The following is a 14,465-nucleotide window of genomic DNA, read 5'->3' as shown; positions in this document are numbered from 1 at the left end:
CCGGGGTCCATTGTCCGTCCCATAACATGGATCCCGGCTTTCGCCGGGATGACGAGCATCCTCGCCACTGCCTCCCTGCCCCGCTGCCCCGCCCCCGCTCGTCAGAGCGGGATACACCCGTGCTTCTTCGCCGGATTCCGGTCCCGCTTGGTCCGGAGGGCCCGCAGACCGTCGATCAGCCGCGGCCGCGTATCCCGGGGGTCGATCACGTCGTCCACGTAGCCCCGGGCGGCCGCCCCCCAGGGGTTGGCGAACTTCTCGGTGTATTCCTCGATCAGGCGGGCCGTCTCGGCGGCGGGATCAGCCGCCTTGGCAATCTGTTCCTTGAAGAGGATCTCCACCGCCCCCTTCGGCCCCATCACCGCGATTTCCGCGGTGGGCCAGGCGAGGTTGAGGTCGCCCCGGATGTGCTTCGAACTCATCACGTCGTAGGCCCCCCCGTAGGCCTTTCGCGTGATGACGGTCAGCTTGGGGACCGTCGCCTCGCAATAGGCGTAGAGGAGCTTGGCGCCGTGCTTGATGATTCCGCCGTGCTCCTGGGCCACCCCGGGCAGGAAGCCGGGGACGTCTTCAAAGGTGACGAGTGGGATGTTGAAGGCGTCACAGAACCGGATGAACCGGGCACCCTTGACCGAGGCGTTGATGTCGAGCACGCCGGCGAGCATGGCGGGCTGGTTGGCGACGATGCCCACCGATTCTCCGCCGAGTCGGGCGAACCCCACCAGCAGGTTCCCGGCATATTCGCCGTGCACCTCGTGGAAGATCGTATCGTCCACCACCCGCCGGATCACGTCGCGCATGTCGTAGGGCTGCGTCGCGTTGGCGGGGATGACATCGAGGAGCGCCTCGTCGCGCCGGTCCTCGGGGTCGGTGGTCGGCAGCACCGGCGCCGGGTCGAGGTTGTTGCTGGGGAGGAACCCGATCAGCTCGCGGATGGCGGCCAGGCACTGCGGTTCGGAATCGTGGACGAAATGCGCCACGCCCGAGGTGCCGGCGTGGATGTCGGCGCCACCGAGCTGCTCGAACGAGACGTCCTCGTGGGTGACCGTCTTCACCACGTTGGGGCCGGTGACGAACATGTAGCTGACGCCCCGGACCATGTGGACGAAGTCGGTGATGGCGGGGCTGTACACCGCGCCGCCGGCGCAGGGGCCCAGGATGGCGGAGATCTGGGGGACGACACCGGAGGCGAGGGTGTTTCGGAGGAAGATGTCGGCATAGCCCCCCAGGGAAACGACCCCCTCCTGGATGCGCGCACCACCCGAGTCGTTGAGCCCGATCATCGGCGCGCCGTTCCGGACGGCGAGGTCCATGATCTTGCAGATCTTCGCGGCGTGCGTCTCGGAGAGCGACCCACCGAACACCGTGAAGTCCTGGCTGAACACGTAGACCAGCCGTCCGTCGATGCGCCCGGAGCCGGTCACGACCCCGTCACCGAGGTAGATCTCGTCGGCCAGTCCGAAATCGGTGGCGCGGTGGGTCACGAACCGGTCGATCTCGACAAAGCTCCCCTCGTCGAGGAGGAGGTCGAGCCGCTCGCGGGCGGTGAGCTTGCCCTTCTTGTGCTGCTGGGCAATGCGGCGGGCACCACCACCCTGCTCCGCCTCGGCCTGGCGGCGGTGGAGTTCGTCGAGGCGCTTCCGGGAGTCGGTCATGCGAGGGAATGTACGGTCACGCGGGGAAGCGGGGAAGCGGGGCAGCGGGGCAGCGAACCACAGCAATGGAAACGAGGGAGGGTCGGAAAACGGCGGGAGGGTCGGAGAGAAGCTGAAGGATGGTCGAACCACCACCCTTTCGCGCCTTTCCGACCCTCCCTCCCCTCCGACCCTCCCTCGTCTCTTGCCGACCCCAGGTGCCGCCTACTCGTCCGCGGGGGACTCGTCGAAGTCGGGCTTGACCGGCGGGATGATCGGCTCGTCGGGGTACCCGATGACCGCCACCACGATGCGGTGATGGATCGGATCCACTTCGATGACCTTCACATCGAGCGGCTGGCCTTCCTTCACGGCGTCACCCGGGTTGTCGATGTTGGCGACACCGAGCTGCGACATCGGGGCGAAGGCCTCGAGGTCGTTGCCGAGGTCGATGACGACACCCTTGTCCATCAGGCGCACGGCACGGCCGCGGAGCTCGTGACCCACCGGCAGGGTCTCGCCGATGCTGAGCCAGGGATCCTCTTCCGCCTGCTTGAGGCCGAGGGAGATCCGCTTGTTCTCGCCGTCGATGTTGAGGATGACGACGTTGACGGCGTCGCCCTTCTTCACGACCTCGGACGGGTGCTGGACGCGCTTGGTCCAGGACATGTCGGAGATGTGGATGAGGCCGTCGATGCCCGGCTCGATCTCGACGAAGGCGCCGAAGCTGGTCAGGTTGCGGACCTTGCCCTCGAGACGGGTGCCGACCGGGAACTTCTGCGGCAGGATCATCCAGGGATCCTGCTCGGTCTGCTTCATGCCGAGGGAGATCTTCTCCTCCGACTCGTCGACCTTGAGCACCACGGCCTCGATGGTCTCGCCGATGCTGACGATCTTCGAGGGGTGGCGGACGTTGCGCGTCCAGCTCATCTCGGAAATGTGCACCAGGCCTTCGATGCCCGGCTCGAGTTCGACGAAGGCGCCGTAATTGGTGATGGACACCACCTTGCCCTGCACCCGCGTGCCCACGGGGTACTTGGCGGCGACGTCCTTCCACGGGTATTCCTGGAGCTGCTTCATGCCGAGGCTGATGCGCTCACGCTGCCAGTCGATGTCGAGGATCTTGACCTCGACCTCGCGGCCGATCGCGACCATTTCGGTCGGGTGCGAGACGCGGCCGTAGGACATGTCGGTGATGTGCAGCAGGCCGTCGACGCCGCCGAGGTCGATGAACGCCCCGAAGTCGGTGATGTTCTTGACGACGCCCTTCCGCACCTGGCCGACAAGGAGCTCCTTCATCAGGTGCTCGCGCTTGTGCGCCCGCTCGTGCTCGAGGATGACGCGGCGGCTGACCACGATGTTCCGCCGGCGCTTGTTGAGCTTGATGATCTTGAATTCGTACGTCGAGCCGAGCAGCTCGTCGATGTTCGGCACCCGGCGGAGCGCGATCTGGCTGCCGGGGAGGAAGGCGTCCACCCCCATCAGGTTCACGACCACGCCACCCTTGATCTTCTTGACCAGGGTGCCCTCGACCGGCTCGTCCGCCTCGTGCGCCACCCGGATCTTTTCCCAGACCCGCATGAAGTCGGCCTTCTTCTTGGAGAGGACGACCGCCCCCTCCTGGTCCTCGAGGTGCTCGAGGAAGACTTCGACTTCGTCGCCGACCGCCGGGGGCTCCTTGAACTCGTCGAGGGCCACGGAGCCCTCCGACTTGAAGCCGACGTCGAGGATCACGGCGTTCTCGGTGATGCGCAGGACCTTCGACTTGACGATTTCGCCCTCGGCAATCGAGGCCATGGTGCCCTCGTACATCGAGAGCATCTGCTCGTACTCGTCCTCGCTGTAGTCCTCGTCGTAGAGGTCGGCGCGGACCAGCAGGCCCGTGGCGCCCATGATGGCGTCGGTGCGGACCGAGTAGCGGCGGGGCGTTTCGTCAGGAGTGGCGGTGTCGGGGGTAGCCGCGTCGGGGGCGTCCAGATCGGACGGGGCGGCGGACAGCTCGGACATGTGGATACGATCCCTTCGGGGTCGGCCGCACCGGCGTGGCTGCGGGATGAGGTTTGGCCGGACCGGGGCGGAAGTGCCCAGGTTCGGTAGCCCTCAAAAGTAACCGACCGGCTCCTGTCCTGCTAGGGGGCCGGGCCCACCCCTGGCCGGCGGCCTCCCCACCCCACACCGAAGAGCAAGTTGAGTGCGTAATTGGGGGTGTCGGCATGCCCATTGACCACATCGACCGAGGCCCAGGCAGCTGTCCCCGTCACGTCGACGGTGAGAAATGCGCGGTCCACGACATAGAAGCGACGGTTGACACCAAGTTGCAGGTTGACGCCGCTGAGATAGTAGCCGGTCCCAAAACCACCACCGTTGTCGGGGAGGGGCAGCCCTCGCACCGTATTCGCCGGATTGGCGATCACCGGGCCAAGGCCGCCGAGGAAACTCCAGCCGCGCGTCAGGTACCCAGCCCCCACACTGAACAGGTTGTAGCCGTTGGTAACCCGAAACTCCTGGACCTCCGGCGGCGGGTTCGTCAGATAGACCTTCTGATGAATGAACCCGGCGGTACCACCCCAGCGGCCCCACCACCGCGAGACGCGAAAGGCGTAGTAGATCCATGCCTGCCTGGGATTGGTGGCGTAGTCGGCGGTGATGTGAAGGGTCGGCTTGCCGGCCTGGTAGATCGTCAACGGGCTGTGCGCGCTGAACGAGGTCCCCAGGAAGCCTTCCACGGCCCACTGGGCGTGCGCCGCGCAGGGTCGCAATGCGAGGAGGAGGAGCGGAAGCACTCCGCCCAGGAATGCCCGCCGCCAGCAGCAGGCCGACGGGCCCCCGTCAGGCATGCGTGATTCTCCCTGGCCTGACTAGCTCGTCAGGTGCACTCGTTGGTCTGCTCGTTGTAGTTGCAGCCTGAGTCCGTCGCCGACTTGCACGCCGAAAAGACCGCAAACGTCAGGAGCACGAGGGCCATGTGCAGGAGAGCGTGGCGGCTGCGCACGCGCGGGCGAATACCAATCATGAGGACCTCCTGGAGGGAGAGGAACGCGGGCTGGCCAAATTCTGGCCGGGCTATCCTACGTCCCACCACCCGGGGCCGCAAGTTTGGCCGCGTGCTATGCCCCGGGGTCCGGCAGCCGGTACACCGCCCGGGCCAGCCGGGCGATTCCGTCCACCTGTTCCTCGAAGGTCATCCGGCCGCTATCCAGCTCCACGGCGTCCTCCGGCGAGACGAGGGGCGCGACGGGGCGCGACCGGTCCGCGGCGTCCCGGGCCTTGAGCCGGTCAGCCTCCGCCAGGATCTCCTCGTTCGACGGCTCCTTGCCCCCCTGTTGTGCCAGCCGCCGCATGGCGCGCACGACCGACTTGGCGTAGAGGAAGATCTTGAGGCCCGCCTCCGGGAACACAACCGACCCGATGTCTCTCCCATCCACCACGATGGGCACCCCCGCTTCGGCGAGCGCCCGCATCCGGGCGTTGGCCCAGTCGCGCACCTCCGGCACCGCCGACACCGCCGACACCGCGGCCGTGACCTCCGGCGTCCGGATCAGGTGCTCGGCGGGAGCCCCGTCGAGCAGGGGAACGAAGTCCTCCCCCTCGGGCCGCAGGCCGAGCCCCCGCTGGTCCGCCTTGGCCAGGAGCACGGCCACATCGAGGTCATCGGGATCGAGGCCCGCATCGAGCGCCACCCGGGTCAGCGTCCGGTAGAGCGCCCCGCTGTCGAGATGATGGAATCCGAGCACCCGGGCGACGGCCCTGGCCGTGCTCGACTTGCCCGACGCCGCCGGCCCATCGATGGCCACGACACGCATCACTTCCTCCCCCTTCTTCCGGCCGCCATGGCACGGAGCGATTCATTGAAGCCAGGAAAACTGACAGCGGCGCAGGCGGGATCGTCGACCCGGACCCTCGCGCCCGGGAGGGTCCCGAGCACTGCGAACGCCATGGCGATCCGATGATCGCCCGCGGTGACGACCCGCCCCGCCGGAATGGACCGGCCCCCAACGACCGTCAGGGTGTTGCCGTGGGCCTCGGCCTGCGCACCCACCGCCCGGAGATTGCTGGCCAGGAGCGCCAGTCGGTCGCTCTCCTTGACCCGAAGTTCGCCCACTTCCCGAAAGACCGTGGTACCCTCGGCACGGCTGGCGAGTACCGAAAGCAGCGGGATCTCGTCGATCAGGCCGGGAATCTCGGCCGCCGCGACGTCGGTCGCCGAGAGCTCGGCAGGCTGCACGATCAGGTCGGCGACCGGTTCGCCACCGACCTCATGGTGATTTTGCACCTCGACGGAGCCGCCCATCCGCGCGAGCACCCGGAGAAAGCCGGTTCGCGTCGGGTTGATCCCGATCCCCCGCAGGCACAACTCGCCACTCTCACCCAGCAGGGCGGCGCCAACGAGGAAGGCGGCGGAGGAGGGGTCGCCCGGCACCTCCTGGCTGACCGGCTCGATCCGTCCTGTCGGCGCGAACCGGATCCAGTCGCCGTCGTCTTCGACCCGGTATCCAAACGCACGGAGCAGCCGCTCGGTGTGGTCGCGCGACCGTCCTCCCGGTTCCCGGACCTCGACGGGAACCTCACCGGCAACACCGGCAAGGAGCAGCGCACTCTTGAGCTGCGCGCTGGAGACGGGGAGCGTGTACCGTATCCCCTCGAGTCGGCCCCCGCGAACGGTGACAGGAAGGCCGTCGCTCCCCTTGAACGAGAAGCGGGCGCCCATCTGCGCGAGCGGATCGGTGACCCGGCGCATCGGCCGGCGGCGCAGCGAACGATCACCCGTCACGGTGGACGCGAAGGGGTGGGCCGACAGGACCCCGAGGAGGAGTCGTGCCGAGGTGCCGGAGTTCCCGCAGTGGAGGGGCTGTGCGGCGCGACGGAATCGCGCACGCCCGCGGATCGTGATCTCCCGCCCGGCCACGAGGGGGGAGACGGTAGCGCCGAGCTGGCGAAGGACACGCGCCGTGCTGCGGGCGTCGTAGGAGGTGAGGGCGCCCCCGATGTGACTGGTTCCATCGGCCATCCCCGCCAGGATCAGCATCCGGTGGGTGAGGCTCTTGTCGCCGGGCACCCGGAGATCGGCATCGACGATCATCCGGGCTTCCTGGGGGTTGGCACGGCGGAACACCCCGGGCCGCGGGACACACCGACCCGGCGTACCCACCTGGGGAGGTGGCCACCCAAGCCATCAAGTCCAACCACCACAAGGGTATCAGGCCACATCGGGGTTGCCGACCGGGGAAAGAGGGCGCAAGTACAGGCAAGGCACGGGGTTTGCTATCTTCGGCGAGCGAATCCTATCCCCAAGGCTGCGGATTCTCAACGGCACGCCGAGGGAGGGCAGGTGGCCACGATCTTGATCGTCGAAGACAGTCCAGACAACATGAAGCTGTTCCGGACCCTGCTGACGCTGCATGGCCACGACGTGCTTGGGCAGGTCAGCGGCGACGGGTTGATTCAGCAGATACGCGACGCCCGCCCCGATCTGGTGCTGATGGATATTCAGCTGCCGGAGCGGGACGGATTCGAGTTGCTGCAGGATATCCGCCGGGAGGTGCCCGGTCCCTTGCCCGTCATCGCCCTGACGGCGCACGCCATGGCAGGCGACCGGGAGCGGGCGATCGGTGCCGGGTTCGACGGCTACATTACCAAGCCGATCGATATCAGGGCGTTCCCCGGGCAGGTCGCAGACGCCCTCGTGCAGGCGCCTCGCCGCCCCTGAGGATTGCGCCGGCGCTGCGAGACACCAATCTTGTGAAGATCACCCGTGCGATGAGGATCGCGAGTGGCCCAACCTCCCAAGCGGCCTGACAACTCCAAGGAAGCGCTCTACCACGCGCTCCAGGGGGCAGTCCAGTCAGAGCAACAGAAGAAGACCCACACGCGAGGGCCGCGACCCAAGCCCACCGGCTCGGGCAGCCGACGCCTCATGTGGGCCTCGCTCGCAGTGCTCGCGGCCGTGGGGGCGTGGATTGGCGTAACCCAGCCCGATTGGATTGTGCCGAAGCCGCCGGTGCCGCACAGCGTGGAATTCCAGGACGCGAGCCTCCGGATGCTCCTGTTCATGGAATCCCGGCGCATCGACAACTATCGCCAGACCCACGGCTCACTGCCCGCCACGCTGGCGGATGTTGGCGTGCCGCCCACCGGAGTCACCTACACCATCAATCCCGACGGGACCTACCGGCTGGACGGCCGCAGCGAGGACTTGAGGCTGAGCTTCTCGTCCACGGACAGCGTGGCGCCGTTCCTCAAGAACTCCTTTGAGCTGCTGTCGCGCCGGGAGGCGCGGCCATGAGTCGGCACTCGCTGTCCCGCCGCGGCTTCACCCTGATCGAGATGCTCGTGGTCTTCGTCGTACTTGGCATTCTGTCGTCGATTGCCATCCTCAAGTACATCGACCTGCGGAACAGCGCCCATGCCGCCCGGGTGGCCGCCGACTTCAACGCCATCAAGGTCGCGGTCTACACCTATTACGTGGACGACTACAAGTGGCCGGCCGAGGTGGGGCCCGGCATCGTGCCGCCTGAACTGGTCCCGGTCATGAACAGCGGGACCACGTTCATCAAAGACGTGTACACCCTGGACTACGACTACTTCCCGATCGCGGGATCCGGCCCGGGGAGCTACATCGTGGGGGTCACGGTCACGACGTCCGACCCGAAGCTGATGACGAAGCTGGAGCAACTCCTCGGGAAGACGATGCCGTTCCTGGCCTCCGGCGGCTCGCTGACCTACATCATCGTGGGCTCCGACGGGGCGTCGTAGCGCCGATCGGGCAGGTGGACAGCAGAGAACGAGGGCCCATCGCTCAGGCGGTGGGCCTTTTCGATTCCTGAACGGCCAGGTCGAGCAGGGCCGTCGCGATCAGTGCGACGATCAGCAGCACCGAGTACTCCATGCCATTGCGCCCTCCGCCCACCACGAACCAGCCGTCCTGCGCATGCACCAGGACGATCCCGGCAAACAGTTCGAGCGCGAACCAGGCACAGAGCGGTTGGACCAGGAAGCCAAAGATGAGGGCCGGCCCTCCGACCACCTCGACAATGGTGATGAGCCAGGCCACCGCGACCCCGAAGGGGACGTGCTCGGAACCGAGAAAACCGCCGAAGCCGTTCACGCCACCGTCGTAGATCCGGTACACGCCGTGGATGGTGAGGAAGAGACCAAGGGTGGCGCGCAGCAGGAGTCGCGCGCGGTCGGCGGCTGGGGGCATGGGGGATCCTCGTTGTGGAGACTGGGGCGGGCGATGCAGTCCCTACGCGGAGCCGTCGGCGGAGGTGTCAGCGTGAGGGCGAGGGTGACTGGACATTATAACTACAACGTATTAGTAATTGGATCAACATCGCAATTCAGGGAGTTACTCATGTCAAAATCCCTGGGTGAATTCGAGCAACTCCTGCTCTTTGCCCTCCTGCAGCTCCCGGAAGCCGAGGCCTACGGCGTGCCGATCCGGGACTTGGTGGAGCGCCGCACCGGTCGGACGCTGTCCGCCGGGGCGGTGTACACCGCTCTCGACCGGCTCCAAGAGAAGGGGCTCGTCTCCAGCCATGAGAGCGACCCCACGCCGGAGCGCGGGGGCCGTCGGAAGCGCCTCTACCGACTCGAGCCCGCCGGCGCGCGTGCCCTGGCGCGCGCGGTCGAGACCTTTCAGGCGATGTCGCACGGGCTGCTTCCGCGCCTCGAGTCGGTGGTCGCCGGCCATGGGCATCCGGGAGGGCGCCGCGCATGATCGATGAACGCCTGCCCCTGCTGGCACACGCGCTCTTCGGACTCTTCGGCGGCGACGACGCCGACACGCTGCGCGGCGACCTGGTCGAGCACTACCATCGCATGCGGACCACGCGCGGGGCCGTGGCCGCCAGACGAGCGCTCCTCGCCGACACCATCCGCTCCCTCTTCGCCTGGTGGCAACCCTCCGCGATCCGGCGCCGCCGTCGGGTCCGGTCGGCCACCCGCAACCCCGAACCGAGTTCGCCCATGTTCAGAGATCTCCTCTCGGATACCCGCGCGTCGCTTCGCGCGCTGGCCCGGCGACCGGCCTTTACTGCGATCGTCGTCGTCACCCTCGGTCTCGGCATCGGGGCCACGACAACCATCTACAGTGTGGTGGATGCGGTGGTCGTCCGCGCCCTGCCCTACCGCCATGCGGAAGAGCTGCTGGCGGTCGGGAACATCTTTCCTGGGCGGGAATGGTCGGACGAAGGCGCCGACCTGCAACACCTCGCTGGCGTGTCCCTCAAGAACTTTGAGGATTGGCGTGCGCGTGCCCGGATGTTTTCGGATCTCGCCGCCGTCGAAATGACCGGCGCGCTGCTCCCCGACCAGGGGAACGGCCCGGAGCTGGTGCCCATGGGAATGGTGACGGAGGGATTCTTCAGCCTCTTTCAGGTGCCGCCGGTCCAGGGCCGGACCTTCCTTCCGGAGGATTACGCCGGCTCAAACGGGAATGTCGTCATCGTGAGCCACTCCGCGTGGCTGACCAGGTTTGGCGGTGACCCATCGGTCATTGGCAAACCACTATCGACGCTGGGCAAGTCATCCACAATCGTGGGTGTCCTGCCAGCCGACTTTGTGCAACCGGAAATGCTCGGGCAGGCACCAATCGAGTTCTGGGCTCCGATCGACGCGACACACCCCCGCTACGAATCCCGGGGCAGGCGGTCACTCAACGTATTCGGACGCCTGGCGCAGGGGGCCACGCTGGCGGCCGCGCGCGCGGAGCTGGACGGCATCCAGGCGCAGCTCGCCGTCGAGTACCCCGATGGCAACGTGTATCCGGACGGGACCCATATCGGTGCGGGTGCCAACTCCCTGCACGCCGACACGGTGGGCTCGTCACGCCAGGCGCTGGTGCTCTTCTTTGCGGCGGCCGCCCTGCTGCTCCTGATCGCGGGTCTGAACGCCGCCAACCTCCTCCTGGTTCGCGGGCTCGACCGCCAGAGCGAGATGAGCATCCGGGGTGCGTTGGGCGCAGGCAGGGCACCGCTGGCGCGTGCCCTGTTGATTGAAAGCGTGCTCCTTTCACTTGGGGGCGGTGTGCTGGGAATCGCCCTGGCGGTGGTTGGCGTTCAGGCCTTTCGGCAGTTCGCACCCCACACCCTGCCCCGCCTCGCGGAAGTCGCCGTCAACCTCCGCATCATCGCCATTTGCACCGCGGTGTCGCTCGGCGCAGGCCTCCTGGTGGGGATGGTGATCCCAGCCGTCAGGCTCACCGGCCGCGACCTGCTGACCACGATCCGCTCCCACATGGGGAGCACCACAACCCCGGCGGGAACCCGGCTCCGGTCCGCGCTCGTCGTCACCCAACTCGCCGTTGCCGTTGTGCTGGTCGTCGGCGCAGGACTCCTCTTCAATTCATTCCTCCGCGTGACGATGGTGGACCCGGGGTTCCATCCCGAAGGCCTGTCCAGCTTCGCCATGCCGCTCAAGCGCCGGGGGCACCGGAGAACGAGTCCGTCGCGATGGCGTGGGATGGCATCGTGCGGGAGTGGAGGCGGTGCCGGGCCTGAACGGCGTCGCTGCCGCGTCGGTGCCTGCCCTTCGAGTCACCCAATGGGCCCCCGGGTCCTTCTGCCGGGCGAGTCCGCCGATCATCGCCGGGAGGGCGTGGCGGGGTATGTGATCACGCCCAACTTCTTCGACGTCGCCGCCATCCCGATTCGTCGCGGGCGCGCGTTCACGACCGCGGATGCATCGGGATCCGACCCCGGTGGTGATCGTCAACGAAGCATTCGTGCGGATGCACATGGGTGAGGTCGACCCGATCGGCAGCACCCTTCGGATGCGGGTGGACGACGATTCCCTCTCGGAGCTGCGCATCGTCGGCGTGGTCGGCGACGTGGTGCAGACACGGGCGCAGGAGGGAATGCTCCCTGCCGTCTACGTGCCGTACACGCAGGCGGAGTGGCCGGTCGCCGAGGTCATCGTGCGGAGCGCGTCGGACTTCGCCACGCTGGCGCCCGCGCTCCGCCAGGCCGCGGCGCGATTCAGCCCCTACGTGCCGCCGAGAAGCCTGCGGTCCATGCGGTCGCGCATCAGCGACGTGCGCACCGAGCCGCGCTTCCAGATGCTGTTGTTGATGAGTTTCGCCTCGGTGGCCATGCTGCTGGCGGCGGTGGGCCTCTACGGCTCGCTCGCCCATTCGGTGGGCCGGCGCACGCGGGAGATGGGCATCCGGATGGCGCTCGGCGCACAGCGGGGTAGGATCTTCGAACTTGTCCTGCGGCAGGGGCTGGCGATCACGGCCATGGGCCTCGCCATCGGTGTGACCGCGGCGCTGCTGATGGCCCGCTTCATACGAGCGTTCCTGTTCGGCGTGGAGCCGCTCGATGTCACGAGCTTCGCGGGGGCGCTGGCGGTGCTCGGACTCGCCGCCACGCTCGCGATTCTCGTCCCGGCGCGGCGCGCCACCGGGGTGGATGTGGTGCGGAGCCTCAAGGCGGAGTAATGCCGGGGATGAAGATCCAGCACCAACACCATCCCCCCACTTCACCCCGTCAGCCGCGCACCCGCTCTTGAAACAGTCCCCGGACAAGGCCCATGGCCACCACGGCGTGCAGCGCGACTGCCGGCCAAAGCAGCGGACCAGAGAATCCCCCGGCGCCTCCGAGGTACCCAAGGTACGCGGCCAGCAGGGCATTGTAGGTGAACATGCCGCGGAGGGGCCAGCGTCGAGTCGGACCCGTCCGCCGGCTGGACCAGCAGGACAGCCCCAGCGCAATCAGCGTGACGCCGAAGCACCGTGCGATCACGACGGCGACGGCGTTCAACTCGGCCCCGAGCAGGAGTGTGGCCACGAGTTCGGGGATCAGCACCAGGGCGAGCCCGGTGCCGATCTCCAGGATCGCTGAGAGCTTCAGCACGCCGCTCATGGTCAGTCCGTGGCCCTGGCCGCTGAGGTGGCGGCAAACTTGGCGTGCATAAGCACTCCACTCAAATTTTCAAAATTGAGGATCAAGGCCGAAGGTAATTCACTTGCTCCTGAACAATATCTAGCGCGCGGGGAGGGCCTTGGCCATCCCCCGGGGTGGAGGGGGGGGCGGCATTGTCCAAGTGCCCGGGGTGGGGATCGAACCCACATGGGGATTGCTCCCCTTGGGATTTTAAGCCGTAACCCTGGTTGAGGCGGAAGCGACCGCGAGCATGCGGAAGGTCAGCCCTCGGGCAGGGTTACGCACCCACCGAACGGTCGGGAGTAATCAGGGGATTCAGGCAGTTTTCGCAAGACTCCCCTCTCATTTCGGGCCCAAACCGGGCCCACTCTCGTAAGATTTTATGGCTTCGGCGTCACAGGGAGCCCACTGTACTGCTTCATGACGTTGAAGGCCGCATTCTGCCACTTAAGAAGGTCGGCCTGAGTGTAGTCCGTATAGCCAAAGTCTGCGACAGTACCCATGCCCCACTCAGCCATGCGATGGTAGACTCCCAGCCCCTGATAGACACAGGGTACCATTCTGACCACGCGGCACTGGGAATCGTAAGCATCGGTCAGCCATGATCCGCCATTGTTGAGCGGAAAGCAGACGTCAAACGCGCTGAGAGCATTCCCCATCTCCTCGACGGGCACGCCAGTCTGAGTTGAAAGCCATCTGAACTCGTCATCCTCTCGATCACGGAGGAGAAAACCGCCACAGCCCCAGAGGAATACCTGCCAGAATCGAGGGTAGTGCCGGACCGCGGGGTGCGCTCGAAGCGTTTCTACTGCCTGTCGAATGTTCACTGGAAGTAGCTCCAGTTGGGTCCATCCAGAGTCGCCGGCCTTCAGGATCACCTTTGGCGCGGGTGCGAGCAGGACGATATCGACGACGGCCTTTAGTATGGCCAGGCGTGCACGGTGCTCGAAGTAGATGCAGGCCTGAAGCACCGGGTAAGCACACCTATAAAGCGCATCCCTAATCTGAGGGTTCTTGGGATCCTCTGCCTCGCAATCGAAACCTCCTCCACCAATCTCTCTCGCCACCCCCAAGGCCAACTTCGGGTGCTGCCCAAATGCTGCGTAGAGCGCCGTCACTCGCTCATAGTCGTCCGGCTCGAAGAACAGAGAGTTGTTGATCAGGTTGTAATAGTCCCAAATCGCCCTCGGGCCTGCCTGTGTAGGCGCGTTCTTCTTGGCCTCGTGGATGCACGTCAACAGAGAACGCTCAATCAGGTATGAAAAACGCCACACATTTAGTGCGGTCTCAGTAGGTGCCTCGGAGAATCCCGCCGCTACAAAGCCAGCCGTCAGATCGGGTTCTTCGAGGTGAACCAGCGCCACATCCAGTCCAGCGGCCCGGGCCTGTCTCTTGGCAAAATCCATTCTGCGAGGAACTGTTTGAACAAGGAAGCAGCCGCGCGACATATGCAGGTACCGCAGCCAGCCTACTACCTTGAATAGGTCAGGGTACCCCCACTTTGTTCCGGACTTTGCTTCGACGATTAAAGCCTCTGGCGGCTGAACATCGTAGTCCGTGACAACGGCGTCCAATTCAAGGACGTCCGTCGGGTCCCGTTCAGTGACCCCTCGCTGGACGAAGTATCCACCACACTGAAACAGCGCTGCTACATAGTCTTCGAATTGATCGCCATTCGCAGGAATATCCGGAAGCTCGATTGACTCGGTCGCCACTTACCGGTCCTCCGATCCTGAAGGGGCCAAATCTGGGGCAAAGGTCACCACCTCAGCGGACTGAATCATCCACATTCGACTAGCCATCCTTCCCTCCGCACCATCTGATCACCCATAATGACCAGCTCACAAGTGGGCCAAAAGTAAACTCTTTCGCGGCGTGCCAAAATGTGCTAATGTCCTAGCAGTTGCTAGAGTTCAACGCAGGCCGCCGGGCAAAGACCCGGAGCAAGTGG

15 protein-coding genes are annotated in these 14,465 nt (G+C 66.1%); 6 read left to right on the top strand and 9 right to left on the bottom strand.

Features of this window, described 5'->3' with window-relative positions:
* Positions 1 to 101 precede the first annotated feature (101 nt).
* From R2910_05635 to aroA, 6 genes are all read right to left on the bottom strand, one after another.
* A complete protein-coding gene (locus R2910_05635; protein ID MEZ4412446.1) occupies positions 102 to 1,655 on the bottom strand; it encodes an acyl-CoA carboxylase subunit beta in 1,554 nt (517 codons plus the stop codon).
* A gap of 204 nt (positions 1,656 to 1,859) precedes the next feature.
* The gene (locus R2910_05630; GenBank protein MEZ4412445.1) at positions 1,860 to 3,641 is read right to left on the bottom strand and encodes a 30S ribosomal protein S1; all 1,782 of its coding nucleotides are present in this window, start codon (positions 3,639 to 3,641) and stop codon (positions 1,860 to 1,862) included.
* A 122-nt stretch (positions 3,642 to 3,763) separates the two neighbouring features.
* On the bottom strand, positions 3,764 to 4,471 hold the full coding sequence (locus R2910_05625; GenBank protein ID MEZ4412444.1) for a hypothetical protein: 708 nt from the start codon (positions 4,469 to 4,471) through the stop codon (positions 3,764 to 3,766).
* A gap of 29 nt (positions 4,472 to 4,500) precedes the next feature.
* A complete protein-coding gene (locus tag R2910_05620; protein MEZ4412443.1) occupies positions 4,501 to 4,647 on the bottom strand; it encodes a hypothetical protein in 147 nt (48 codons plus the stop codon).
* A 94-nt stretch (positions 4,648 to 4,741) separates the two neighbouring features.
* Positions 4,742 to 5,437: a (d)CMP kinase gene (gene cmk, locus R2910_05615; GenBank protein ID MEZ4412442.1), complete on the bottom strand. Its 696-nt coding sequence runs from the start codon at positions 5,435 to 5,437 to the stop codon at positions 4,742 to 4,744.
* On the bottom strand, positions 5,437 to 6,714 hold the full coding sequence (gene aroA, locus R2910_05610) for a 3-phosphoshikimate 1-carboxyvinyltransferase (GenBank protein ID MEZ4412441.1): 1,278 nt from the start codon (positions 6,712 to 6,714) through the stop codon (positions 5,437 to 5,439). The genes cmk and aroA overlap by 1 nt, the downstream gene beginning before the upstream one ends.
* A 249-nt stretch (positions 6,715 to 6,963) precedes the next feature.
* Between aroA and R2910_05605 the strand changes: the two genes are divergently transcribed.
* From R2910_05605 to R2910_05595, 3 genes are all read left to right on the top strand, one after another.
* Positions 6,964 to 7,341: a response regulator gene (locus R2910_05605; protein ID MEZ4412440.1), complete on the top strand. Its 378-nt coding sequence runs from the start codon at positions 6,964 to 6,966 to the stop codon at positions 7,339 to 7,341.
* A gap of 63 nt (positions 7,342 to 7,404) precedes the next feature.
* Complete coding sequence (locus tag R2910_05600) at positions 7,405 to 7,917, top strand: hypothetical protein (GenBank protein MEZ4412439.1); 513 nt, start codon at positions 7,405 to 7,407, stop codon at positions 7,915 to 7,917.
* Positions 7,914 to 8,387, top strand: a complete 474-nt coding sequence (locus R2910_05595; GenBank protein MEZ4412438.1) for a prepilin-type N-terminal cleavage/methylation domain-containing protein — start codon at positions 7,914 to 7,916, stop codon at positions 8,385 to 8,387. The genes R2910_05600 and R2910_05595 overlap by 4 nt, the downstream gene beginning before the upstream one ends.
* Before the next feature lie 43 nt (positions 8,388 to 8,430).
* Here R2910_05595 and R2910_05590 read toward each other — a convergent pair whose 3' ends face one another.
* On the bottom strand, positions 8,431 to 8,835 hold the full coding sequence (locus R2910_05590; protein ID MEZ4412437.1) for a DoxX family protein: 405 nt from the start codon (positions 8,833 to 8,835) through the stop codon (positions 8,431 to 8,433).
* A 150-nt stretch (positions 8,836 to 8,985) separates the two neighbouring features.
* Here R2910_05590 and R2910_05585 point away from each other — a divergent pair, with 150 nt between their 5' ends.
* The 3 genes from R2910_05585 to R2910_05575 are packed head-to-tail and all read left to right on the top strand — an operon-like array spanning position 8,986 to position 12,069.
* Positions 8,986 to 9,351 carry a helix-turn-helix transcriptional regulator gene (locus R2910_05585; GenBank protein MEZ4412436.1) on the top strand — a complete coding sequence of 122 codons (366 nt, stop codon included), beginning with the start codon at positions 8,986 to 8,988 and terminating at the stop codon, positions 9,349 to 9,351.
* Positions 9,348 to 11,375, top strand: coding sequence for an ABC transporter permease (locus R2910_05580; protein ID MEZ4412435.1), 2,028 nt, complete (start codon positions 9,348 to 9,350; stop codon positions 11,373 to 11,375). Before R2910_05585 ends, R2910_05580 begins: the two co-directional genes overlap by 4 nt.
* Positions 11,311 to 12,069: an FtsX-like permease family protein gene (locus R2910_05575; protein ID MEZ4412434.1), complete on the top strand. Its 759-nt coding sequence runs from the start codon at positions 11,311 to 11,313 to the stop codon at positions 12,067 to 12,069. Before R2910_05580 ends, R2910_05575 begins: the two co-directional genes overlap by 65 nt.
* A 49-nt stretch (positions 12,070 to 12,118) precedes the next feature.
* On the opposite strand, the gene R2910_05570 is transcribed toward R2910_05575, so the two are convergent.
* Together R2910_05570 and R2910_05565 are read right to left on the bottom strand one after the other, a co-directional pair.
* Positions 12,119 to 12,493: a hypothetical protein gene (locus R2910_05570; protein ID MEZ4412433.1), complete on the bottom strand. Its 375-nt coding sequence runs from the start codon at positions 12,491 to 12,493 to the stop codon at positions 12,119 to 12,121.
* Positions 12,494 to 12,894: 401 nt separating this feature from the next.
* The gene (locus tag R2910_05565; GenBank protein ID MEZ4412432.1) at positions 12,895 to 14,229 is read right to left on the bottom strand and encodes a hypothetical protein; all 1,335 of its coding nucleotides are present in this window, start codon (positions 14,227 to 14,229) and stop codon (positions 12,895 to 12,897) included.
* Positions 14,230 to 14,465: the final 236 nt, after the last annotated feature.

It is taken from the genome of Gemmatimonadales bacterium (assembly GCA_041390145.1).
In the GTDB taxonomy this organism is placed as follows: Bacteria; Gemmatimonadota; Gemmatimonadetes; order Gemmatimonadales; family GWC2-71-9; genus SPDF01.
Note: the sequence above shows the minus strand (reverse complement) of the source record. Positions and strands in the feature narration are given on the sequence as shown.